The sequence below is a fragment of the Geodermatophilus siccatus genome (assembly GCF_900103785.1).
Taxonomy (GTDB): Bacteria; Actinomycetota; Actinomycetes; order Mycobacteriales; family Geodermatophilaceae; genus Geodermatophilus; species Geodermatophilus siccatus.
Map to the genome: position 1 here is coordinate 559,052 of NZ_FNHE01000001.1, position 21,329 is coordinate 580,380.

Sequence of the window (21,329 nt, forward strand, 5' to 3'; positions counted from 1 at the left end):
TCGACGCGGGGCTGGCCGCCCTGGCCGGCCACCGGGACGTCGGACTGCTCACGGCCCCGTGGTCGAGGACCTCACTCGCCGGAGGGCGCGGTGCTCCCGGGCTCGACCAGCCGGCAGACCACGTCGACGTAGGCCGGGTGGGCCAGGCGCAGCCCCGGCAGGTCCGCGGCCCTCACCCAGCGCAGCTCGTCGTGCTCGTGCGGCTGCAGGTTGCGCGGGTCGCCGTCCCACGCGCGGACCAGCCAGAGGGACAGGCGCAGCTCGCCGTCCTCGAGCCGGGTCAGCAGCACCGGACCCCGGGGGACGACGCCGACCTCCTCGCGCAGCTCCCGGGTCAGCGCGGCCGGCTCGTCCTCCCCCGGCTCGACATGGCCGCCCGGGAGGTCCCACACGTCGGGGTACCAGCGCCGGTCCGGCGACCGGTGGCCCATCAGCACCGCGGCCCCCCGGACGAGGACCCCGGCGACGACGTAGTGCCGCCCGCGCGTCACGCGGCGCCGTCGAGCCGCTGCTCCCAGCCGGGGCCGTGCGGCACGAGCAGCGCCGTCCGGACGTCGTCGTCGCGGCGGTCCAGCCGCACCTCGAGGTGCTCGTCGGTCAGCTGCTCGACCAGCCCCTGCCCCCACTCGACGACGGTCACCGACTCCTCGGTGGACGCGTCGAGGTCGAGGTCGTCGACGTCGGCGACCCCGCCGAGGCGGTAGGCGTCGACGTGCACCAGCGGCAGGCGGCCGCCGCGGTGCACGCGGGAGATGACGAACGTCGGGGAGGTGACCGGCTCGCGCACGCCGAGCGCCTCGCCCATGCCCTGGGTCAGCGCCGTCTTGCCCGCGCCCAGCGGGCCGACCAGCACCACCAGGTCGCCGGCGCGCACCAGCCCGGCCAGCGCAGCGCCGAGCGCGCGGGTGTCGTCCGGGGTCGGCAGCAGGTGCTCGCGTCTCACGCCAGGCTCCCCGCGACCGCGGTGAGGTCGGCGAGCAGCCCGGCCCGCGGCGCCCCGTTCGGGCCGAACCGGATCGCCGCCGACGGGTGGTAGGTGGCCCAGACCGACCGCCCGTCGACGACGTGCGCCCGGCCGCGGACATCGGCCAGCACGGTGCGCGGGCCGAGGAACCACTTGGCCGACGAGAGCCCCAGCGCGACGACGACCGGCGGGTCCAGCAGTTCCAGCTGGCGCCGCAGCCAGCCGCTGCAGCGGGCCACCTCCGAGGCCCTCGGCGTGCGGTTGCCCGGCGGGCGGCACTTCACGACGTTGAGCACGGCGGCCTCGGCGCGGTCCAGCCCGGCCTCGGCCAGCAGCTGGTCGAGCAGCTGGCCGGACTTCCCCACGAACGGCCGACCGGTCTCGTCCTCGTTCGCCCCGGGTGCCTCGCCGACCAGCGCGAGGCGCGGGTGCCCGCCGGCCGGGGCGTCGCCCACGACCACGTGCTGCCGGGTGGCGGCCAGCTCGGGGCAGGCCACGCAGGGCCGGGCCGCGGCGGCCAGCGCTTCCCAGTCGGGCGCGGCCGCGGCGACACGGGCGACCTCCTCGGCGGCGGCGTCGAAGCGGGGCGGCCGGGTCACCGTCCCGCTCCCGTCGGGAGGTCGGCGGCGACCCGGCGCAGCAGCGCCGACAGCGCTGCGGTCACCTCGTCGGGCTTCTCCAGCGGCACCATGTGGCCCGCCTCGTGGACGACGACGTACTCGAGGTCCGGCGCACCGGGCCCGCCGAGCAGCTCCACGATCGTGTCGCTGTGCTCCGGCGGGATCAGCGTGTCCCTGTCGCCGGTCAGCACCAGCACGGGCACCGCGCGCAGCGGCTCCAGTGCCGCCGTCTCGTCCAGGCCGGCCAGCGCCGGGTAGAACTCCGCGATCACCTCGACCGGGGTGCCCGCGATCATCGAGTCGACGTAGCGGCCGAGCGCCGGGTCGACGTCCTTGGACGCGAACGACAGCGACCAGGTGACGTGCGAGATGAGGTCGGCGGCCAGCCGGCGGGTGCGCTCGGCGAAGCCGGGACGGCGGCGCATGGTGAACGCCGCGATCGGCAGCACCGCCGCCCGCAGCCGGGTGAGCAGCTCCGGCATGCCGAAGTCGAGGTCGGTGAGGTTGCCGCTGGAGGTGCTCATCAGCGCCGCCCCGACCACCCGCGTCCCGAACAGCTCCGGGCGCACCTCGGCCAGCGCCATCACGGTCATCCCGCCCATGGAGTGCCCGACGAGCACCACCGGCCCGTGGGGCACCCGCGCGCGCAGCACCGCGTCCAGGTCGCGGCCCAGCTGTTCCATCGTCGAGTGCTCGGCCGGCCCGCGGCCGGAGGCGCCGTGCCCGCGCTGGTCGTAGAAGACCAGCCGCGCCGTCGGGCGGGAGCCGTTGGCGGTGGCCAGCGCCGCTCCCAGCGCCCGCCGCTGGAAGGTCCACGAGGCCATCGACAGCGAGTAGCCGTGGCAGAAGACCACGGTCAGCGGGGCGTCGGTCGGCCCGACCTCGTCCACCGCCAGCAGCACGCCGTCGTCGGCGGTGACCAGCGCCGTGCGGTCGGCGCGCCGGGACGCCGGGCCGAGCGGGTCGTCCTCGCGCAGCTCGGCGTCCGTCGCCCCCGGCGACAGGCCGGCCGCCGAGCCCAGCCGCTCGGCGCCCACCCGCCGGGCGGCGGCCCGGCTGACCGCGACGCCGACGGCGGTGCCGGCCGCCGCCAGGCCGAGGACGGCACCGAGGACCCCGGCGCGGGAGTGCGACCGCGGTGGAGCCTGCCGGCGCGGCCTCGGGTGCCGCTTCGCCGCCATCAGACCGCCCCCGCCGAGCCGACGTAGCGGCGGGTGAAGCGGCCGCCGATCCGGGTGACGAGCTCGTAGTGGATGGTGTCGACCGCGTCGGCCCAGTCCTGCGCCGTCGGCTCACCGCCGTCCCCCGGCCCCCACAGCACGACCTCGTCACCCGCGTGCACCTCGGCGTCGCCGACGTCCAGCACGAACTGGTCCATGCAGACGCGCCCGGCGATCGTCCGGTGCACCCCGGCGGCCAGGACCGGCGCCCGGTTGCCCGCCGCGCGCGGCACGCCGTCGGCGTAGCCGACCGGCACCAGCAGCAGCGTCGTCTCCCTCTCGGGGAAGTAGGTGTGGCCGTAGGAGACGCCGACGCCGGCGGGCACGCGCTTGGTCAGCGCGGCGCGGGCCCGCACCGTCATCGCCGGCCGCAGTCCGTGCGCGGCCGGGTCCCCGCCGAGCGGGTCCAGCCCGTAGACGGCGATCCCCGGGCGCACCATGTCGTACCAGGTGTCGGGCAGCGCGACCGTCGCCGCGGAGTTGGCCAGGTGCAGCCGGGCCTCCCTCAGCCCCGCAGCCCGGGCGAGCGCCACCGCCTCCTCGAACGCCCGCACCTGCGCGCCGATCGTCGGGTGGGTCGGCGCGTCGGCGTAGGCCATGTGGCTCCACAGGCCCACCACGGCCACGTCGCCGTCGGCCTGCGCCCGCGCCGCTGCGGCGACCAGGCCGGGCCACTCGGCCTCGGTGGCGCCCTCGCGGGAGAGCCCGGTGTCGGCGAACAGGTGCACCGCCGCGGTGCGCCCCGTGGCGCGGGCGGCAGCGACCACCTCGGCCAGGGCCCACTCGGCGTTGACCGACACCTCGACGTCGGCGGTGAGCGCCGCGGCGTAGTCGGTGCCGGGGGTGTGCAGCCAGGCCAGCAGCGGAGCGGGAACGCCGGCCGCGCGCAGCGCCAGCGCCTCCTCCAGCACCGCGACGCCCAGCGCGTCGGCTCCCCCGGCCAGCGCCGCGCGCGCGGCCGGGACCAGGCCGTGGCCGTAGCCGTCGGCCTTCACCACCGCCATCAGCGGGCGGCCGACGCGCTCGCGCAGCGCCGCGGTGTTCGCGGCGATGGCGTCGAGGTCGACGACCACCTCGGCCCGGGCTCCACCGTTCACACGCCCGAGTCTCCCAGCCGGTCCGCGGGCGCCCGCCGCAGGCGGGCCAGCGTGGCCGGCAGGCAGCGGACCAGGTCGCTCGCGATCAGCGGCCCCTCCTCCGCCGCCAGCTGCCCCGCCCGCCCGTGCACGTGCGCGCCGGCCGCCGCGGCCTCGACGGCCGGCAGGCCGGTGGCCAGCAGCGCGCCGGTGAGCCCGGAGAGGACGTCGCCGGTGCCGGCCGTGGCCAGCCACGGCGTGCCGGTGCCGTTGACGTACGCGGCGCCGTCCGGCGCGGCCACGACGGTCGCGTCGCCCTTGAGCAGGACGACGGCGCCCAGGTCGGCGGCCAGCCGGCGGGCCGCGCCGACCCGGTCCTCGCCCACCTCGGCCCCGAACCGTGCGTACTCGCGGTCGTGCGGGGTCAGCACGGTCGGCGCCTCCCGCCGTCGCACCAGGTCCGGCTGCTGCGCGGCCATCGTCAGCGCGTCCGCGTCCACGAGCACCGGCAGGTCCGTGGCCAGCACCTCGGCCAGCACGCTGCGGGCGTCGTCGTCGGTGCCCATGCCGGGGCCGACCACCCACGCCTGCACCCGTCCCGCGTCGGAGGGCCGGCCGTCCGTGACGATCGTCTCCGGCCAGGCGGCCCGCACGCCGGCGGCCGCCGTCCCGGCGTAGCGGACCAGCCCCGGGCGGGCGCGCAGCGCCGCGCCCGTGCACAGCACGGCGGCGCCCGGGTAGGTCGAGGAGCCGGCGACGACCCCGACCACGCCCTGCGTGTACTTGTCGTCGCCGGGGTGCGGCGGGCGGACGCGGGCCGCGACGTCGGCGTCGGTCAGCTGGTGCACCCCGGCCGGCGGCAGGGCCAGCCCGATGTCGACCAGGTGCACCCGGCCGGCGTACCCGCGGCCCTCCCCCACGACCAGCCCGGTCTTGAGCGCGCCGAACGTGACCGTGTGCTGCGCCGGGAACGCCGCCCCGGGCACCGCGCCGGTGTCGGCGTCCACCCCGCTGGGGACGTCGACGGCGACCATCAGCCCCGGCCCCGTGGCAGCCCGCTCGACCACCGCGGCTGCCGGCGGACGCAGGCCCCCGCGACCGCCGATGCCGACGATCCCGTCGAGGACGAGGTCGGCGCGCTCGAGGCCCGTCGGCCCGTCGGGGCCGGTGACCCACCCGCCCGCGGTCCGCAGTGCGGCCAGGCCGGCGGCGTGCGCCCGCTCCGGGTCGAGCAGGACGGCGGTCACCCGGGCGCCGCGGCGGGCCAGGTGGGCGCCGGCGAAGAGGGCGTCCCCGCCGTTGTTGCCGGCGCCGGCGAGGACGGTGACGCGGGTGCCGTGCACGCGGCCGAGCAGCCCCAGGCAGACGGTGGCCAGGCCGGTCGCGGCCCGCTGCATCAACGTGCCCTCCGGGGTGGCGGCCAGGAGGAGTTCCTCGGCCGCGCGCACCTCGGCGGCCGTGTAGAGCCCGATCACGCGCCCTCCCCGCCGTCCCCCGCAAGCGGGAGGCGCCCCCGGCCCGTCGGCCGCGTGAGCGGCAGCGATGCCGTGTCCTCGCGTGACCTCGCCAGCTCGGTCACGTGTCCTCCTCCCCCCGCAGCACGCCCTCGGCGACCACCACCGCCGATGCGATGCCGCCGTCGTGGCTGAGCGAGACGTGCCAGGAGGTGACGCCGAGCTGCGCCGCGCGGCCGGCCACCGTCCCGCGGACCGTCAGGTACGGCCGGCCGTGGTCGCCGACGCACACCTCGACGTCGTGCCAGTGCAGGTCGCCGGGCGCGCCGAGGGCCTTGGCGACGGCCTCCTTGGCGGCGAACCGGGCGGCCAGCGACTCACCGCTGCGCGGCGCGCCTCGCGGGGTCTGCTGCTCCGCGGCGGTGAACAGCCGGTCCCGCAGGCCCGGGGTGCGGGTCAGGGACTCGGCGAAGCGGTCGACCGGCACCACGTCGACCCCGACCCCGATGATCACCGGGTCAGTCTGCCGTGCCGCCGTCTGCCGCGCCGTCCGGCGGGAGGCCCTGGGCAGGCGGCCCGGGCGTGGTGACGTGCTGGAACGGCCCCGCGTCAGGGCCCCGCCCGAGCGTGCGAGGGATGGGGGGACGCGGGGTCCTCCTACTCGACGGTGACGCTCTTGGCCAGGTTGCGCGGCTGGTCGACGTCGTAGCCGCGGCAGTCGGCGATCTCGCAGGCGAGCACCTGCAGCGGCACCGTCGTCACGATCGGCGCCAGCAGCGTCGGCGTGCGGGGCACCCGGATGACGTGGTCGGCGTAGGGCAGGACGTCGTCGTCCCCCTCCTCGGCGATCACGATGGTGCGCGCCCCACGGGCCCGCACCTCCTGGATGTTGGACACGACCTTGCCGTGCACCGACTCCCGCGAGCGCGGCGACGGGACGACGACCACGACCGGCGTGCCCTCGTCGATCAGCGCGATCGGCCCGTGCTTGAGCTCACCGGCGGCGAAGCCCTCGGCGTGGATGTAGGCGAGCTCCTTGAGCTTGAGCGCGCCCTCCAGCGCCACGGGGAAGCCCACGTGCCGGCCGAGGAACAGGATCGTGTCGGCGTCGGCCAGCGTCCGGCCCAGCGCGCGCACCGGCTCCATCTGCGCGAGCACCTGCTCGACGGCCTGCGGCAGGCCGCGGATGTCCTCGACGATCGCGGCGACCTCGTCGGCGTACTTGATGCCGCGGATCTGCGCGAGGAAGAGGCCGACCAGGTAGCAGGCGACGATCTGCGCCAGGAAGCTCTTGGTCGACGCGACGGCGATCTCGGGGCCGGCGTGGGTGTAGAGGACGGCGTCGGACTCGCGCGGGATGGTCGAGCCGTTGACGTTGCAGATGGCCAGCGTGCGGGCCTTCTGGTCGCGGGCGTGGCGCAGGGCCATGAGGGTGTCCATCGTCTCGCCGGACTGGCTGATGACGACGACCAGCGTGGAGCGGTCGAGCACCGGGTCGCGGTAGCGGAACTCGCTGGCCACCTCGACCTCGACCGGGATGCGGGTCCAGTGCTCGATGGCGTACTTGGCGATCAGGCCGGCGTGGTACGAGGTCCCGCAGGAGACGACGAAGACCTTGTCGATGTCGCGCAGGTCCTGGTCGGGCAGGCGGACCTCGTCGAGCACCAGCCGCCCGTCCTCGCCGAGCCGGCCCAGCAGGGTGTCGGCGACCGCCTGCGGCTGCTCGGCGATCTCCTTGAGCATGAACCAGTCGTGACCGCCCTTCTCGGCGGCCGCGGCGTCCCAGTCGACGGTGTAGGCCGTGGGCTCGACGACCGTGCCGTCGAAGTCGGTGACGGTGACCCCGCGCTCCCGGTGGATCTCCACGACCTGGTCCTGGCCCAGCTCGCGGGCCTCGCGGGTGTGCGCGATGAAGGCGGCGACGTCGGAGCCGAGGAAGTACTCGCCGTCGCCGACGCCCACGACCAGCGGGCTGTTGCGACGGGAGGCGACCAGCGTGTCGGGCTCGTCGGCGTGCGAGGCGACCAGGGTGAAGGCGCCCTCGAGACGGCGGCTGACGGCGCGCATCGCCTCGGCCAGGCGGCCGGGGCCCTCCGGCGTCCCGGCGTAGGTCGTCGCCAGGAGGTGCGCGGCGGCCTCGGTGTCGGTCTCGGAGGAGAACTCGACGCCGGCCGACTCGCACTCGGCGCGCAGCGCGGCGAAGTTCTCGATGATCCCGTTGTGGATGACCGCGACCCTGCCGTCCGCGGACAGGTGCGGGTGGGCGTTGCGGTCGGTCGGCCCGCCGTGCGTCGCCCAGCGGGTGTGCCCGATGCCGATCGTCGACTCGGGCAGGGGCTGGTCGGCGAGGACCTTCTCCAGGTTGGCCAGCTTGCCGGCCTTCTTCGCCGTCGCCTGCCGACCGTCAGCGAGGACGGCGACGCCCGCCGAGTCGTACCCCCGGTACTCCAGCCGGCGCAGACCCTCCAGGACGACGTCCAGGGCGTTCTGCGGGCCGACGTATCCCACGATGCCGCACATTCCAAGGAGGTTACCGGCGGGACCGGACCCGTCCGTCCCTCACACGAGTGGGAAGGACAGATGTGACGGGTGTGTCAGTCCACGGCGGCGACGATGTCGGCGAGGCGCCTGGCGATGGCGTCGGCGCGCTCCTGGGTGGGCGCCTCGACCATCACGCGCACCAGCTGCTCGGTGCCCGAGGGGCGCAGCAGCACCCGGCCGTCGCCCCCCAGCTCGGCCTCGCACAGGTTGACCGCGGCGGCCACCTCGTCGCTCTCCACGACCGCCAGCCGGTCGCGCACCGGCACGTTGACCAGGGTCTGCGGCAGCCGGTGGACCACCGAGGCCAGCTCGGCCAGCGACGAGCCGGTCTCGGCCATCCGGGACAGCAGCGACAGGCCGGTGAGCAGCCCGTCGCCGGTCGTCGCGTGGTCGAGGAAGACCAGGTGGCCGCTCTGTTCGCCACCCAGGCTCAGCCCCTGCGCCCGCAGCGCCTCGAGCACGTACCGGTCGCCGACGGCGGTGGTGTGCACGGCGATGCCGGCGTCGCGCATGGTGTGGTGGAAGCCGAGGTTGCTCATGACCGTGGCCACGACGGTGTCGCCGGTGAGCCGGCCGTGCTCGTGCAGCCCGAGCGCGCAGATGGCGAGGATCGCGTCGCCGTCGACGACGTCGCCCTCGGCGGTGACGGCCAGGCAGCGGTCGGCGTCGCCGTCGTGCGCGATGCCGAGGTCGGCGCCGTGCGCCCGCACGGCCTCGGTCAGCGGGCCGAGGTGCGTGGAGCCGATGCCGTCGTTGATGTTCCAGCCGTCGGGCTCGCCACCGATGACGTGCACGGTGGCCCCGGCGCGCCGGTAGACCTCGGGCGCGCACACAGACGCGGCGCCGTGGGCGCAGTCGACGACGAGGGTGAGGCCGGACAGCGGCCGCTCGACGGTCGAGAGCAGGTGCTCGACGTAGACCGCGCCGGCGTCGGTGAGGTCGGAGACCCGGCCGATCTCCGCGCCGGTGGGGCGCGGGCCGTCGCTCTCGCCGGCGGTCACGGCCTGCTCGATGGCGGCCTCGACCGCGTCGGGCAGCTTGTGGCCGCCCCGGCTGAAGAGCTTGATGCCGTTGTCGGGCATCGGGTTGTGACTGGCGGAGATCATCACGCCGAGGTCCGCGCCGGTGTGCGCGGTGAGGTGCGCGATCGCCGGGGTCGGCAGCACCCCGGCCCGCAGCACCTGCGCACCGGCGCTGGCGAGGCCCGCCACCACGGCGGCCTCGAGCATCTCCCCGCTGGCGCGGGGGTCACGGCCGACGACCGCGACGGGACGCCGGGTCCCGTCGCGGTCGGCGAGCACGCCGGCGGCAGCACGTGCCACCGAGAGGGCCAACTCCGGCGTGAGGTCGGCGTTGGCCCGACCCCGGACGCCGTCGGTCCCGAAGAGGCGACCCACGGGCGTACCGGTCAGCGCTTGGAGTACTGAGGCGCCTTGCGGGCCTTCTTGAGCCCGTACTTCTTGCGCTCCGTGACGCGGGCGTCGCGGGTGAGGAAGCCGGCCTTCTTGAGGGCCGGACGGTCCTCGGCGTCGACCTCGACCAGGGCGCGGGCGATCGCCAGGCGCAGGGCGCCGGCCTGACCGCTGACGCCGCCACCCCGGAGGATGCCGACGACGTCGTACTGCTCGGCCCGCTCGACGGTCACGAGCGGCTCACGGATGAGCTGCTGGTGCACCTTGTTCGGGAAGTACTGCTCGATGGTCCGGCCGTTGAGGCGGAACTGGCCGGTGCCCGGCAGCAGTCGCACGCGGACGACGGCCTCCTTGCGGCGGCCGACGGTCTGCACCGGACGCCCCTCGGCGTCGGTCACGGAGAGGGCGGTCGTCACTGGGCCACCTGCTTGATCTCGAAGGGCTGGGGCTGCTGAGCGGCGTGCGGGTGCTCGGGCCCGGCGTACACCTTCAGCTTCTTGAGCATCTGACGGCCCAGGCTGTTGTGCGGCAGCATGCCCTTGATGGCGCGCTCGATGACGCGGTCGGGGTGCGTGCGCAGCTGGTCGCCGACGGGGATCCGCTTGAGGCCACCCGGGTAGCCGGAGTGGCGGTAGGCGATCTTCTCGTCCCGCTTGGAGCCGGTCAGGGCCACCTTGCCGGCGTTGACGATGACGACGAAGTCGCCGACGTCCACGTGCGGGGCGTACTGGGGCTTGTGCTTGCCGCGGAGCAGGACCGCGGTCTGGCTGGCCAGTCGACCGAGCACCACGTCGGTGGCGTCGATGACGTGCCAGGCCCGGCTGACGTCGCCGGGCTTCGGGGTGTACGTGCGCACGGCGCTCGTGTCCTCCGTCGTCGTCGGATCGGCTGGTGGGATCGCCTCACCGAGCACGGGAGACGGTGCGGCACGCGGACACCAGCCGGCCGCGCGCACCAGCCGACCACGATACCAGCGCCGCAGGGGCCTATCGGTCCTGGCCCCGCTGCAGGGGCCCACCGCCGGCCTGCGAGTGGTGGGGGGCAGCGGGGTCCTCTATCTCGCGGAGCACCCCGGTGTCGACGTCGTAGACGGTGCCCCGGACCTCGCGGGAGAGCAGATAGGGGCTCTCGCGGATCAGCCGCATCGACTCGCGCACGTCGTCCTCGGCGTCGCGGAAGGCGCGCACCGCCCACGGTGGGCGGCGCCCGGTGGCCTGCTCCACCAGGTCGGCGAAGGAGTTGTCGTCGGTGGCCTGCAGACCGCACTGGGTGTGGTGCACCAGCAGGATCTCGCGGGTGCCCAGCACGTGCTGGGAGACGGTGAGCGAGCGGACGACGTCCTCGGTGATGACGCCGCCGGCGTTGCGGATGACGTGCGCGTCGCCGACCTCGAGGCCGAGCATCTGGAACAGGGGCATCCGGGAGTCCATGCACGCCACCACGGCGACGCGGCGGGCCGGACGTACGTCCTTCGAGCCGGGGAACCGCTCCGCCCACTCGGCGTTGGCCGCCAGCATCCGGTCGATCTCGCTCATGCCCACCCCTCGGTCCACCCGTCCGTCGGTACCGCAGGGACCCTAACCGGGAGCTCAGCGCCTCCGTACCCGGCGCACGACGTCCCCCAGTGCGCCGGGGTCCAGCTGCGGGCGGCCGCCGGCGTGCGCCGCGGTCAGGGCGGCGGCGGCCGACGCGGCCCAGGCGGCGTCCTCCGGGGGCGCACCGCCCAGCAGCGTCGCGACGAGCGTGGCGACGTAGGCGTCCCCACGCCCGGTCGGGTCCACGGGCTCCTCGCCGAGCAGGGGGACCAGGACCTCGCCGTCGGCCCAGCCGGGGTCGACCTCCAGCTCCTCCGCGGCGACGCCGAACCGCGGCCCGGCCCGCCACGCGACCAGGTCGCCCTCCTCCCCCACGCGCAGCGCGACCACCCGCGCCCCGGCGGTGAGCAGCTCGGCCGCCGCGTCCCGGGCGTCGTCCACCCCGGACAGGTCCCGGCCGGCGAGCTGCCGCGCCTCGGTGGCGTCGGCGCACACCACGTCGGCCCGGGCGAGCACCGCGTCGCGGGTGGCGTCGTCCTCCGGCGCACCGTCGACGGCGACTACCGCGCCCTCGGGCACCCGCTGCAGCGCGGCGACCACGGCGGCCCCCGGCTGCTCCAGCTGCAGGCTCACCACCTGCGCGGCGGCGATCTGGTCGGTGGCCGCGGCGACGTCGTCCGGGGTGAGCAGGACGGCGTCGGGCACGTCCTCGAGCAGCCGGCGCACCCCGCCGTCCTCCACCAGGTCGACCAGCAGCGCGGTGGCGGCGCCGCGGCGACGGACCACGGCGGAGACGTCGATGCCGTCGGCCGCGGCCTGCGCGACCGCCTGGGTGCCCGCGGGGTCGTCGCCCACGACGCCGACCAGCGCGACCGGCACGCCGAGCTGCGCCAGCGCCACCGCCTGGTCGGCGCCCTTGCCGCCGACCAGCTCGCGGCGCTCGGCGACCCGCACCGCGCCGCCGGGCCCGGGCAGGGCGGGGGTGCGGAGCACGAGGTCGCGGCCCACCTGGCCCAGGACCACGACGTCGGCCATCACTGCTCGCCCTCCCCGGTGTCCCCGCCACCCGTGTGCCCCCCGCACATCGGTCAGGATGTGCCCCGTGCGCACGGTCGAGGAACACCAGGCGGTCGTCACGGCGCTGCTCGCCCCGCTGGGCGAGGAGGAGGTGCCGCTGGCGGCCGCGCACAACCGGGTGCTCGCCCGTGACGTGACCGCGCAGGTGTCGCTGCCCGGCTTCGACAACTCCGCGATGGACGGCTACGCCACGCGCGCGGCCGACGTCGCCGACCTGCCCGTCCGGCTGCCGGTCGCCGACGACGTCCCGGCCGGGCGCACCGACGTCCGCCCGCTCGAGCCCGGCACGGTGCAGCGGATCATGACCGGCGCACCGCTCCCCGAGGGTGCGGAGGTCGTCGTCCCGGTCGAGCTGACCGACGGCGCCACCGACGTCGTGGAGATCCGCGACGCGCCCACCCCCGGCACCCACGTGCGGCGGGCCGGCGAGGACATCACCGCCGGCACGGTCGCCCTCACCGTCGGCACCCCGCTCGGCGCCGCGCAGCTGGGCCTGGCCGCCGCCGTCGGCGTGCGGACGCTGTGGGTGCGCCGCAGGCCGCGGGTGCTGGTGCTCTCCACCGGCAGCGAGCTGGTCGAGCCCGGCGAGCCGCTGCTGCCCGGGCAGATCTACGAGTCCAACTCCGCGCTGCTGGTCGCCGCCGTCGAGGACGCCGGGGGGACGGCGCGGCGGCTGCACTTCGTGCCCGACGACGTCGACCAGTTCCTCGCCACGGTCCGCGCCGAGCTCGCGAGCGCCGACCTGCTGATCACCAGCGGCGGGGTCAGCGCCGGCGCCTACGAGGTGGTGAAGGACGCCTTCCGCACCCTGGGCACCGTCGAGTTCGTCAAGGTCGCGATGCAGCCCGGCGGCCCGCAGGGGGCCGGCACGGTGGACGGCGTCCCGGTGGTCACCCTGCCCGGCAACCCGGTGAGCTCGTTCGTCTCCTTCGAGGTCTTCGTCCGCCCGGCGCTGCGCCGGGCCCTCGGCCACGCCGACCCCGGCCGGCTGCGCGCCCCGGCGACGCTCACCGCCGCGCTGCGCTCCCCCGCCGGGCGCCGCCAGTTCCTGCGCGGCCGCTACGACGCGGGCACGGTCTCGCAGGTCGGCGGGCCCGGCTCGCACCTGGTCGCCCACCTGGCCCGCGCCAACTGCCTGGTCGTCGTCCCCGAGGACGTCACCGAACTGCCCGCCGGCGCCCCGGTGGACGTCGTGCTGATCGAAGGAGCGCTGCAGTGAACTCCGAACCGCGTCTGACGCACGTCGACGAGGCCGGCGCCGCCCGCATGGTCGACGTCTCCGCCAAACCGGTCACCGCCCGCGAGGCCACCGCGGCCGGCCGGGTGCTGGTCAGCCCCGAGGTGGTCGCCCTGCTGCGCGGCGAGGGCGTGCCCAAGGGGGACGCCGTCGCCGTCGCCCGGATCGCCGGCATCGCCGGGGCCAAGCGGACGCCGGACCTCGTGCCGCTGTGCCACCCGATCGCCCTGCACGGCGTCACCGTGGACGTGACCGTGGCCGACGACGCCGTCGAGGTCGTCGCCACCGCCCGCACCGCCGACCGCACCGGCGTGGAGATGGAGGCGCTCACCTCGGTCGCCGTCGCTGGGCTGACCGTCATCGACATGGTCAAGGCCGTCGACCCGCGCGCGGCCATCACCGACGTCCGGCTGCTGGCCAAGTCCGGCGGCAAGAGCGGGGAGTGGCGGAGATGAGCGGGCGCGCGAGCTCGTCCAGGGACGCAGCAGCTGCGCGAGCGCGTCCGGCGAGCGCAGCGAGGAGGACCACGTGAGCGGCCTGCCCGCCGACGCCCGCGCCGTCGTCGTCACCGCCTCCAACCGCGCCTCCGCCGGCGTCTACGAGGACCGCAGCGGGCAGGCCCTCGCCGAGGGGCTGCGCGCGATGGGGTTCACCGTCGAGGGGCCGCACGTGCGCCCCGACGACGCCGCCGAGCTGGAGATGGTGCTGCTGGCGGCCATCGGGTCCGGGGCGGACGTCGTCCTCACCACCGGTGGCACCGGGCTCTCCCCCACCGACGTCACCCCCGAGGCCACCCGGCGGGTGCTCGAGCGCGAGGCGCCCGGCATCGCCGAGGCCGTGCGGCGGTACGGGGAGTCGAAGGTGCCGACCTCGGTGCTCTCCCGCGGGATCGCCGGGACCGCCGGGCGCACCCTCGTCGTGAACCTGCCCGGCTCCACCGGCGGGGTGCAGGACGGCCTCGCCGTCCTGGGCCCCCTCCTCCCCCACGTCGTCAGCCAGCTCAGGGGCGGCGACCACTGAGCGCATCGCCGGCCCACCGGCCGGCACCGCGGTCACGGGCGGTCCCGACCTGCGTCGAGCCCGTCCCGGTCCTCGTCGCGGGAGCCTCCGGCCCCCGCTTCTCGGCCCGCCCAGCAGGGCGACCTCACCCGGGTGCACCCCAGCGGTGCCTCAGTCGGGCAGGACGACCCGCTCGGGGCGGGTGTAGACGTTGCAGCCGTCGCCGCGGAGGAAACCGACCAGGGTGATGCCGACGTCGGCGGCGAGCTCCACCGCCAGGGACGACGGCGCCGACACCGCGGCCAGCACCGGGATGCCGGCCATCGCGGCCTTCTGGGTCAGCTCGAAGCTCGCCCGCCCGCTGACCATGAGCACGTGCCCGGCCAGCGGCAGCCGCCCCTCGCGCACCGCGTCGCCGACCACCTTGTCGACGGCGTTGTGCCGGCCGACGTCCTCCCGCAGGGCCACCAGCTCGCCGTCCGCGGTGAACAGCCCCGCGGCGTGCAGCCCGCCGGTCTTGTCGAACACCTGCTGGGCCGCGCGCAGCCGGTCGGGCAGGGCGAGCAGCGTCGCCAGGGGCAGCCGGACGTCGTCCCCCGCGACGTCGTGCCGCGTCCTCGTCCGGATCGCGTCGATGCTCGCCTTGCCGCACACGCCGCAGGAGCTGGAGGTGTAGAAGTTCCGGTCCAGCGCGGTGTCCGGGGGCTCCACACCGGGCGCGAGGTCGACGTCGACGACGTTGTAGGTGTTGCGGCCGTCCTCGTCGACGGAGTTGCAGTATCGCAGCCCGGCGACGTCGTCCGCCGACCCGATCACCGCCTCGGTGGTGAGGAACCCGTGCACCAGGTCGAAGTCGTCACCCGGCGTGCGCATCGTGACCGCCAGCGGCGTCCCGGCCAGGCGGATCTCCAGCGGCTCCTCGGCCGCCACGGTGTCCGGGCGGGTGCTGTGCGCCGCGCCGCGGATCCGCAGCACCGGTGTCCGGCTCGTCACTCGTCCCACGGCTGGCGACGGTAACCCCTACGGTCGCAGCGTGTCCGCGCTGCCGCCCTACGCCGCCGTCGTCCTCGCCGGTGGCCGCGCGGCCCGGATGGGCGGGCAGGCCAAGCCGCAGCTGGACGTCGGCGGCCGCACCATCCTCGAGGCGGTCCTGGCCGCCGTCCCCGACGCGTCCCCGCGGATCGTCGTCGGCCCGCCGCAGCCGGTGCCGCCGGACGTCCTCGTGGTCCGCGAGGACCCGCCGCGCGGCGGCCCGGTGGCCGCGATGCGGGCCGGGCTGGCGCACGTGCCCACCGAGGTGGTGGCGCTGCTCGCCGGCGACCTGCCGTTCCTGACCCGCGGACTCGTCGACGCGCTGCGCGAGCGGCTGACCGGCGACGGCGTGCTGGTGGTCGACGACACCGACCGGGACCAGCTGCTGCTCGGCGTGTGGCGGACGGCGGCGCTGCGCGCGGCGCTCGCCGACGTCGACGGGCCGACGTCGGTGCGCCGGGTGCTCGCCCCGCTCGCGGTGCGCCGGCTGCACCCGGAGGTCGGGCCCGGGCAGCCGCCGCCGTGGACCGACTGCGACACCCCGGCCGACCTCGCCCGCGCCCGGGCGGCCGCCGCCCGCCGCGTTCCGCGCCGCCCCCGGGGGTAGGGGGTGCCCATGCGCATCGTCATCGCCGGGGCCCACGGGCAGGTCGCCCGCCGCCTCGGCCGCCTGCTGTCCGGTCGCGGCGACACGGTCGTCGGCATCGTCCGCAACCCCGCGCACTCCGACGACCTGCGCGCGGACGGCGTGGAGCCGGTGGTCCTCGACCTCGAGCAGGCCGGCATCGACGAGGTCGCCGACGTGGTCTCGGGGGCGGACGCCGTCGTCTTCGCGGCGGGCGCCGGCGCGGGCAGCGGCGAGGCCCGCAAGCACACCGTGGACAAGGGCGCGGCGCTGCTGCTCGCCGACGCGGCCGAGCGGGCCGGTGTCCGGCCCTACCTGCTGGTGTCGTCGATGGGCGTCGAGCAGGCCCGCCAGGGGACGCCGAAGGGCATGGACCCGGTCTTCGCCGTCTACCTGCAGGCCAAGCTGGCGGCCGAGGACGCCATCCTGCCGCGGCCCGGTCTCGACACGGTGGTCCTGCGGCCCGGCCGGCTCACCGACGAGCCCGGCACCGGCCGGGTCACCCTCACCCACGGCGTGGAGTACGGCGAGGTGCCGAGGGACGACGTCGCCGCGGTGCTGCTCGCGCTGCTGGACGCCCGCAAGACCGACGAGGTCGTGGAGCTGGTCAGCGGCGACACCCCGATCGAGGAGGCGGTCGCCGCCCTGCCCTGAACGGCGTCAGGAGCGGAGAGCGCGGGTGACCTCCGCCCGGGCGGCCAGCTCGTCGTCCGGCGGGTAGTCGACGGCCACCAGCGTCAGCCCTCCGGCCGGGACGACCGGCACCTCGCTGGAGCGCTCCGTGCGGCCCAGCAGTCCGGCCGGCCACTCCGGCCGACGCCGGCCCTCCCCCACCGCGGTGAGGGCACCGACGAGGCTGCGCACCATGGAGTGGCAGAAGGCGTCCGCCGACGCCCGTACCGTCACCAGGTCGCCCTCGCGGGCCACCGCCAGGGTGACCAGCGTGCGGATCGTCGTCGCGCCCTCCCGGTGCCGGCAGAAGGCCGCGAAGTCGTGCAGGCCGAGCAGCGGTGCCGCGGCGGCGGCCATCGCGTCGGCGTCCAGCCTGCGGGGCCAGCCGACCGTGTCGGCCCGGCGCAGCGGCGACGGCCCGCCGTCGGCGTCGGTGAGCCGGTAGACGTAGTGCCGGCGCAGCGCCCCGAAGCGGGCGTCGAACTCCGGCGGCGCCTCCGCCACCGAGGAGACGGCGATGTCGGGCGGCAGCACGCCGCGCAGCCGGCGCACCAGCCGCGGCCGCTGCTCCTCCCACACCGCGCGGGGGACGTCGGCGTGCGCGACCTGGCCGGTGGCGTGCACCCCGGCGTCGGTGCGGCCCGCGACGGTCAGCGCGACCGGCCGGCGCAGCACCCTCGCCAGGGCCTCCTCGAGGTCGCCCTGCACGGTGCGCTGGTCGGGCTGCCGCGCCCAGCCGTGCAGCGCGGTGCCGTCGTAGGCGATCCCGAGGCGGAGACGGACGAGCCCGCCACCGGGTGCGGTGGCGGGCTCGTCAGGAGTGCGGTGGCTGGTCAGCGACCGCTCACCGGGGGTCGGGAGCGGACTCGCCCCCGGGTGCCTGCAGGCCGGCGGTCGCGGCGTCACCGAGCTCGGCGGCCTCGATCTCGGCGGCGGCCGCGCGGGCCACGTCCGGAGAGAGCGCCGGGTCCTCGACGACGGCGACGTTCTCGCGCTGCGGCTCCGGGGTGACGTCGGCGTCGTCCTGCCGCTCACCGTCCGGGGTGAAGACGTCCGCGACGACCTCCTGGGCCTCGGGGTCGACCTCGCCCGAGGTCACGGCCGGCGAGGTGTCGCCGCCGGGACCGGTGGTCTCGCCGGCGAAGGTCGCCCCCTGGTCACCACCACCGGCAGAGACCCCGGCGGCACCGGCAGGGGCGCCCTCGCCCGGGTTCTCCCGCTCGGTCACCGCGCGCCGTCCGTGCCCTCGGCGTCGTTCGGGGACTCGGCGTCGACGGCCACGGTCTCGGCGGTCGCGTCCGCCTCGCCCGCGGCGGTCGCGCCCGCGGCGTCGTCCGTGTCGACGGCCTCGGCGTCGGTCGCCACGGCGTCGGTGTCGGCGGCGTCGGTGTCGGCGGCGGCCTCGAGGGCGTCGGCGGTGACCTCACCGGCGGCGGAAGCGGCACCGGCACCCGAGGCGGCACCGGCGAACCGGGTGCCACGGGCACGCTCGGCCTCGCCGACGGCCTGCTGGGCCACGGTCAGAGCCTCCACCAGCTCGATGACCGCCATGGGGGCGTTGTCGCCCTTGCGCGGGCCCACCTTGGTGATGCGGGTGTAGCCGCCCGGACGGTCCGCGAAGCGCGGGCCGATCTCGGCGAACAACGTGTGGACGACGTCCTTGTCGCGGATCGTCGTCATCACCTGACGACGGGCGTGCAGGTCACCGCGCTTGGCGAAGGTCACCAGCCTCTCGGCCAGGGGACGCAGCCGCTTGGCCTTCGCCTCGGTGGTGGTGATCCGCCCGTGCTCGAACAGCGACGTGGCCAGGTTGGCCAGCATCAGCCGCTCGTGCGAGGGGGAACCGCCGAGACGGGGGCCCTTGGTGGGGGTGGGCATGTCGGTCCTTCCTCAGGCTGCCGGGCCGCGGTGCCGGCTGCGTTCCATGGTGGTGCTGACGTCTCGTGCGCTGCGCGCGGGTGGTGCCTCCGGGCCAGTGTGGCGGGCCCGGCAGCGGTGCCGGACGGCGGGTCGCCCCGCCGTCCGGCCCGGCCCCGCTGCAGGGTCCCGCCGCGAGCCTGCGAGCGGTGGGGGCAGCGGGGTCCTCGTTCAGAGCTGCTCGGTCTCCTGGTAGGAGCCGTCGTCGTACTGCGCCTGGTCGTAGCCGGCGGCGAACTCGCCGTGGCCCTGGTAGGCGTCGGTCTCGTAGCCCTCGTCGTAGCTCTCGACCGAGGTGGGGATGAACCCGGGCGGGCTGTCCTTGAGCGCCAGGCCCATGGCCGCCAGCTTCATCTTGACCTCGTCGATGGACTTGGCCCCGAAGTTCCGGATGTCCAGCAGGTCCGCCTCGGAACGGGTGACGAGCTCACCGACGGTGTGCACGCCCTCGCGCTTGAGGCAGTTGTAGGACCGGACGGTGAGGTCCATGTCCTCGATCGGCATCGAGAAGTTGGCGATGTCGGCGGCCTCGGCCGGGCTCGGCCCGACCTCGATGCCCTCGGCGTCGATGTTCAGCTCGCGCAGCAGGCCGAAGAGCTCGACCAGGGTGGAGCCGGCACTGGCGATGGCGTCGCGGGGGGCGATCGACGGCTTGGTCTCGACGTCGACGACGAGGCGGTCGAAGTCGGTCCGCTGCTCGACACGGGTGGCCTCGACGGCGTAGGTCACCTTGAGGACCGGCGAGTAGATCGAGTCGACCGGGATGCGGCCGATCTCCTGGCCGGGCTGCTTGTTCTGCGGCGCCGGCACGTAGCCGCGGCCGCGCTCGACGACCAGCTCAATCTCCAGCCGGCCCTTGCCGTTCAGCGTGGCGATGTGCAGCTCGGGGTTGTGCACCTCGACACCGGCCGGGGGGGCGATGTCGGCGGCGGTCACCTCACCGGGGCCCTGCTTGCGCAGGTACATGGTCACCGGCTCGTCGGAGTCGGAGCTGACGACCAGGCCCTTGAGGTTGAGGATGATCTCGGTGACGTCCTCCTTGACGCCCGGCACGGTGGTGAACTCGTGCAGGGTGCCCTCGATCCGGATGCTGGTGACAGCAGCGCCGGGGATCGACGACAGGAGGGTGCGGCGCAGCGAGTTGCCGAGGGTGTAGCCGAAGCCGGGCTCCAGCGGCTCGATGACGAACCGCGAGCGCTGCTCGGAGATGGTCTCCTCGGTCAGCGTCGGACGCTGTGCGATGAGCATGGTGGTGTTCTCCTCGATGTCCTCCGGCGCCCGCCATATGACGCCGTGAGGGGGTGGTGCGGGCCCCGGCGGACATCTGTCCGACCGCCGGAGCCGGCCTGGTGCAGGAGCTGTGCGCTCCTGCACCAGGCGGCGAGCTGCTACTTGGAGTAGAGCTCGACGATCAGCTGCTCCTGGACCGGGGTGTCGATCACCTGGCGGGCCGGGACGCTGTGGACCAGCACGCGCAGCTGGCTGCTGATGACCTCCAGCCACGGCGGCACGGGGCGCTCGCCGGCGCGGGCCTGGGCGACCTCGAAGGGCAGCATCCGCCGCGACTTCTCGGCGACCTCGATGATGTCGTTGGCGCTCACCCGGTACGACGGGATGTCGACCTTGCGGCCGTTGACCCGGATGTGACCGTGGCGCACCAGCTGGCGGGCCATGTCGCGGGACTCGGCGAAGCCGGCCCGGTACACGACGTTGTCCAGGCGCGACTCGAGGATCTGCAGCAGGACCTCACCGGTCTTGCCCGACTTCTTGTTGGCCTCTTCGTAGTAGCCGCGGAACTGCTTCTCCAGGACGCCGTAGATGCGGCGCGCCTTCTGCTTCTCGCGCAGCTGCAGCAGGTACTCGCTGTCCTTGCTGCGACCCCGGCCGTGCTCGCCCGGCGGGTAGGGCCGGATCTCGATCGGGCACTTCGGGGACTCGCACTTGCTGCCCTTGAGGAACAGCTTCATCTTCTCGCGCCGGCACATGCGGCAGTCGGCTCCGGTGTAACGGGCCACGTCAGGTACTCCTCGTCAGTCTCGTCTGTGGCCGGTCAGACCCGGCGGCGCTTCTTCGGGCGGCAGCCGTTGTGCGGCTGCGGGGTCACGTCCTGGATCTGGCCGACCTCGAGGCCGGTGGCCTGGAGGGACCGGATGGCGGTCTCACGGCCGGAGCCGGGGCCCTTGACGAAGACGTCGACCTTGCGCATGCCGTGCTCCTGCGCCTTGCGCGCGGCGTTCTCGGCGGCCATCTGCGCGGCGAACGGCGTGGACTTGCGCGAGCCCTTGAAGCCGACGTGGCCGGCGGAGGCCCAGCTGATCACGTTCCCGGTGGGGTCGGTGATCGACACGATCGTGTTGTTGAAGGTGCTCTTGATGTGCGCGGCGCCGTGGGCGACGTTCTTCTTCTCCTTGCGGCGGACCTTCTTGGCACCAGCCGCGGCGCGAGCCCTGGGAGGCATGTCTCTCCGGTTTCCTTCTGATCAGTGGCCAGATGAGCACGAGCGGCGCGCCGTCGCTCCCGCCCTCACGGGTCGTGCGACGACGCGCCTCACGGCTTACTTCTTGCCGGCCTTCTTCTTGCCGGCGATGGTCTTGCGCGGGCCCTTGCTCGAGCGCGCGTTGGTGCGGGTGCGCTGCCCGTGCACGGGCAGACCGCGGCGGTGACGCAGGCCCTGGTAGCAGCCGATCTCCACCTTGCGGCGGATGTCGGCGGCCACCTCGCGGCGCAGGTCACCCTCGACGCGGAAGTGCTCGTCGATGTAGTCGCGCAGCTTCAGCAGGTCCTCGTCGCCGAGGTCCCGGACGCGCAGGTCGGGGCTGACGCCCGTCGCGGCCAGGGTCTCCTTGGCGTGGGTCTTGCCGATGCCGTAGATGTAGGTGAGCGCGATCTCCATCCGCTTGTCGCGGGGGAGGTCGACGCCGGCCAGTCGTGCCATGTCCAGGTACTCC

The 21,329-nt window shown here is 75.5% G+C and carries 26 protein-coding genes; 5 read left to right on the top strand and 21 right to left on the bottom strand.

From position 1 onward, the window contains the following. Positions 1-71: 71 nt before the first annotated feature. From BLS21_RS02575 to BLS21_RS02635, 13 genes are all read right to left on the bottom strand, one after another. Positions 72-491 carry an NUDIX domain-containing protein gene (locus BLS21_RS02575; protein WP_217635942.1) on the bottom strand — a complete coding sequence of 140 codons (420 nt, stop codon included), beginning with the start codon at positions 489-491 and terminating at the stop codon, positions 72-74. Continuing rightward, positions 488-943, bottom strand: a complete 456-nt coding sequence (gene tsaE, locus BLS21_RS02580; RefSeq protein ID WP_091213353.1) for a tRNA (adenosine(37)-N6)-threonylcarbamoyltransferase complex ATPase subunit type 1 TsaE — start codon at positions 941-943, stop codon at positions 488-490. Before tsaE ends, BLS21_RS02575 begins: the two co-directional genes overlap by 4 nt. Continuing rightward, positions 940-1,563, bottom strand: a complete 624-nt coding sequence (locus BLS21_RS02585) for a uracil-DNA glycosylase (protein WP_091213355.1) — start codon at positions 1,561-1,563, stop codon at positions 940-942. Before BLS21_RS02585 ends, tsaE begins: the two co-directional genes overlap by 4 nt. After that, the gene (locus tag BLS21_RS02590; protein WP_091213357.1) at positions 1,560-2,765 is read right to left on the bottom strand and encodes an alpha/beta fold hydrolase; all 1,206 of its coding nucleotides are present in this window, start codon (positions 2,763-2,765) and stop codon (positions 1,560-1,562) included. Before BLS21_RS02590 ends, BLS21_RS02585 begins: the two co-directional genes overlap by 4 nt. Further along, entirely contained in the window at positions 2,765-3,901 is a 1,137-nt protein-coding gene (gene alr, locus BLS21_RS02595; RefSeq protein WP_091213359.1) for an alanine racemase, read from the bottom strand. The genes BLS21_RS02590 and alr overlap by 1 nt, the downstream gene beginning before the upstream one ends. Continuing rightward, on the bottom strand, positions 3,898-5,355 hold the full coding sequence (locus tag BLS21_RS02600; protein ID WP_091213361.1) for an NAD(P)H-hydrate dehydratase: 1,458 nt from the start codon (positions 5,353-5,355) through the stop codon (positions 3,898-3,900). Before BLS21_RS02600 ends, alr begins: the two co-directional genes overlap by 4 nt. A 100-nt stretch (positions 5,356-5,455) precedes the next feature. Beyond that, positions 5,456-5,848 (bottom strand): holo-ACP synthase, encoded by a 393-nt coding sequence (locus tag BLS21_RS02605; RefSeq protein ID WP_091213362.1) that lies wholly within the window; start codon positions 5,846-5,848, stop codon positions 5,456-5,458. A 143-nt stretch (positions 5,849-5,991) separates the two neighbouring features. Beyond that, the gene (glmS, locus tag BLS21_RS02610) at positions 5,992-7,854 is read right to left on the bottom strand and encodes a glutamine--fructose-6-phosphate transaminase (isomerizing) (RefSeq protein WP_091213364.1); all 1,863 of its coding nucleotides are present in this window, start codon (positions 7,852-7,854) and stop codon (positions 5,992-5,994) included. A 74-nt stretch (positions 7,855-7,928) separates the two neighbouring features. Further along, entirely contained in the window at positions 7,929-9,272 is a 1,344-nt protein-coding gene (gene glmM, locus BLS21_RS02615) for a phosphoglucosamine mutase (RefSeq protein ID WP_091213366.1), read from the bottom strand. Between the two features lie 11 nt (positions 9,273-9,283). Next, positions 9,284-9,703, bottom strand: a complete 420-nt coding sequence (gene rpsI, locus BLS21_RS02620; protein WP_091213367.1) for a 30S ribosomal protein S9 — start codon at positions 9,701-9,703, stop codon at positions 9,284-9,286. Continuing rightward, positions 9,700-10,143 (bottom strand): 50S ribosomal protein L13, encoded by a 444-nt coding sequence (gene rplM / locus BLS21_RS02625; protein ID WP_091213369.1) that lies wholly within the window; start codon positions 10,141-10,143, stop codon positions 9,700-9,702. Before rplM ends, rpsI begins: the two co-directional genes overlap by 4 nt. A 130-nt stretch (positions 10,144-10,273) precedes the next feature. Continuing rightward, a complete protein-coding gene (locus BLS21_RS02630; protein WP_091213815.1) occupies positions 10,274-10,822 on the bottom strand; it encodes a beta-class carbonic anhydrase in 549 nt (182 codons plus the stop codon). A 54-nt stretch (positions 10,823-10,876) separates the two neighbouring features. Beyond that, a complete protein-coding gene (locus BLS21_RS02635; RefSeq protein WP_091213818.1) occupies positions 10,877-11,857 on the bottom strand; it encodes a PfkB family carbohydrate kinase in 981 nt (326 codons plus the stop codon). A 58-nt stretch (positions 11,858-11,915) separates the two neighbouring features. On the opposite strand from BLS21_RS02635, the gene moeA reads away from it, so the two are divergent. The 3 genes from moeA to BLS21_RS02650 all read left to right on the top strand — a co-directional run bounded on the left by moeA (position 11,916) and on the right by BLS21_RS02650 (position 14,156). After that, the gene (moeA, locus tag BLS21_RS02640) at positions 11,916-13,118 is read left to right on the top strand and encodes a molybdopterin molybdotransferase MoeA (RefSeq protein WP_245699969.1); all 1,203 of its coding nucleotides are present in this window, start codon (positions 11,916-11,918) and stop codon (positions 13,116-13,118) included. Next, the gene (moaC, locus tag BLS21_RS02645) at positions 13,115-13,591 is read left to right on the top strand and encodes a cyclic pyranopterin monophosphate synthase MoaC (RefSeq protein ID WP_091213372.1); all 477 of its coding nucleotides are present in this window, start codon (positions 13,115-13,117) and stop codon (positions 13,589-13,591) included. The genes moeA and moaC overlap by 4 nt, the downstream gene beginning before the upstream one ends. A 73-nt stretch (positions 13,592-13,664) precedes the next feature. After that, the gene (locus BLS21_RS02650; protein WP_091213374.1) at positions 13,665-14,156 is read left to right on the top strand and encodes a MogA/MoaB family molybdenum cofactor biosynthesis protein; all 492 of its coding nucleotides are present in this window, start codon (positions 13,665-13,667) and stop codon (positions 14,154-14,156) included. Between the two features lie 150 nt (positions 14,157-14,306). Here the strand turns inward: BLS21_RS02650 and fdhD are convergent, their stop codons facing one another. Further along, complete coding sequence (gene fdhD, locus BLS21_RS02655; protein WP_091213376.1) at positions 14,307-15,137, bottom strand: formate dehydrogenase accessory sulfurtransferase FdhD; 831 nt, start codon at positions 15,135-15,137, stop codon at positions 14,307-14,309. A 31-nt stretch (positions 15,138-15,168) separates the two neighbouring features. Here fdhD and mobA point away from each other — a divergent pair, with 31 nt between their 5' ends. Then, on the top strand, positions 15,169-15,774 hold the full coding sequence (gene mobA / locus BLS21_RS02660; protein WP_091213378.1) for a molybdenum cofactor guanylyltransferase: 606 nt from the start codon (positions 15,169-15,171) through the stop codon (positions 15,772-15,774). A gap of 9 nt (positions 15,775-15,783) precedes the next feature. Then, a complete protein-coding gene (locus BLS21_RS02665) occupies positions 15,784-16,446 on the top strand; it encodes an SDR family oxidoreductase (RefSeq protein WP_091213379.1) in 663 nt (220 codons plus the stop codon). A 6-nt stretch (positions 16,447-16,452) separates the two neighbouring features. On the opposite strand, the gene truA is transcribed toward BLS21_RS02665, so the two are convergent. From truA to rpsM, 7 genes are all read right to left on the bottom strand, one after another. Next, entirely contained in the window at positions 16,453-17,370 is a 918-nt protein-coding gene (gene truA / locus BLS21_RS02670; RefSeq protein WP_245699971.1) for a tRNA pseudouridine(38-40) synthase TruA, read from the bottom strand. Next, positions 17,309-17,692 (bottom strand): hypothetical protein, encoded by a 384-nt coding sequence (locus BLS21_RS02675; RefSeq protein ID WP_091213380.1) that lies wholly within the window; start codon positions 17,690-17,692, stop codon positions 17,309-17,311. The genes truA and BLS21_RS02675 overlap by 62 nt, the downstream gene beginning before the upstream one ends. After that, a complete protein-coding gene (gene rplQ / locus BLS21_RS26375; protein ID WP_091213382.1) occupies positions 17,689-18,342 on the bottom strand; it encodes a 50S ribosomal protein L17 in 654 nt (217 codons plus the stop codon). Before rplQ ends, BLS21_RS02675 begins: the two co-directional genes overlap by 4 nt. 210 nt (positions 18,343-18,552) lie before the next feature. Further along, positions 18,553-19,629: a DNA-directed RNA polymerase subunit alpha gene (locus tag BLS21_RS02685; RefSeq protein ID WP_091213383.1), complete on the bottom strand. Its 1,077-nt coding sequence runs from the start codon at positions 19,627-19,629 to the stop codon at positions 18,553-18,555. Positions 19,630-19,769: 140 nt separating this feature from the next. Beyond that, complete coding sequence (gene rpsD / locus BLS21_RS02690) at positions 19,770-20,396, bottom strand: 30S ribosomal protein S4 (protein ID WP_091213385.1); 627 nt, start codon at positions 20,394-20,396, stop codon at positions 19,770-19,772. A gap of 35 nt (positions 20,397-20,431) precedes the next feature. Further along, complete coding sequence (rpsK, locus tag BLS21_RS02695; RefSeq protein ID WP_012950456.1) at positions 20,432-20,839, bottom strand: 30S ribosomal protein S11; 408 nt, start codon at positions 20,837-20,839, stop codon at positions 20,432-20,434. Between the two features lie 96 nt (positions 20,840-20,935). After that, positions 20,936-21,316 (bottom strand): 30S ribosomal protein S13, encoded by a 381-nt coding sequence (rpsM, locus tag BLS21_RS02700; RefSeq protein WP_072919093.1) that lies wholly within the window; start codon positions 21,314-21,316, stop codon positions 20,936-20,938. Between the last annotated feature and the right edge of the window lie 13 nt (positions 21,317-21,329).

Coding starts and splice junctions, on each gene's coding strand:
- rplQ (WP_091213382.1), bottom strand. CDS start 18,342: ATGCCCACCCCCACCAAGGGCCCCCGTCTCGGCGGTTCCCCCTCGCAC.
- BLS21_RS02665 (WP_091213379.1), top strand. CDS start 15,784: ATGCGCATCGTCATCGCCGGGGCCCACGGGCAGGTCGCCCGCCGCCTC.
- glmS (WP_091213364.1), bottom strand. CDS start 7,854: ATGTGCGGCATCGTGGGATACGTCGGCCCGCAGAACGCCCTGGACGTC.
- rpsM (WP_072919093.1), bottom strand. CDS start 21,316: ATGGCACGACTGGCCGGCGTCGACCTCCCCCGCGACAAGCGGATGGAG.
- BLS21_RS02635 (WP_091213818.1), bottom strand. CDS start 11,857: ATGGCCGACGTCGTGGTCCTGGGCCAGGTGGGCCGCGACCTCGTGCTC.
- rpsK (WP_012950456.1), bottom strand. CDS start 20,839: ATGCCTCCCAGGGCTCGCGCCGCGGCTGGTGCCAAGAAGGTCCGCCGC.
- BLS21_RS02685 (WP_091213383.1), bottom strand. CDS start 19,629: ATGCTCATCGCACAGCGTCCGACGCTGACCGAGGAGACCATCTCCGAG.
- moeA (WP_245699969.1), top strand. CDS start 11,916: ATGTGCCCCGTGCGCACGGTCGAGGAACACCAGGCGGTCGTCACGGCG.
- BLS21_RS02630 (WP_091213815.1), bottom strand. CDS start 10,822: ATGAGCGAGATCGACCGGATGCTGGCGGCCAACGCCGAGTGGGCGGAG.
- BLS21_RS02590 (WP_091213357.1), bottom strand. CDS start 2,765: ATGGCGGCGAAGCGGCACCCGAGGCCGCGCCGGCAGGCTCCACCGCGG.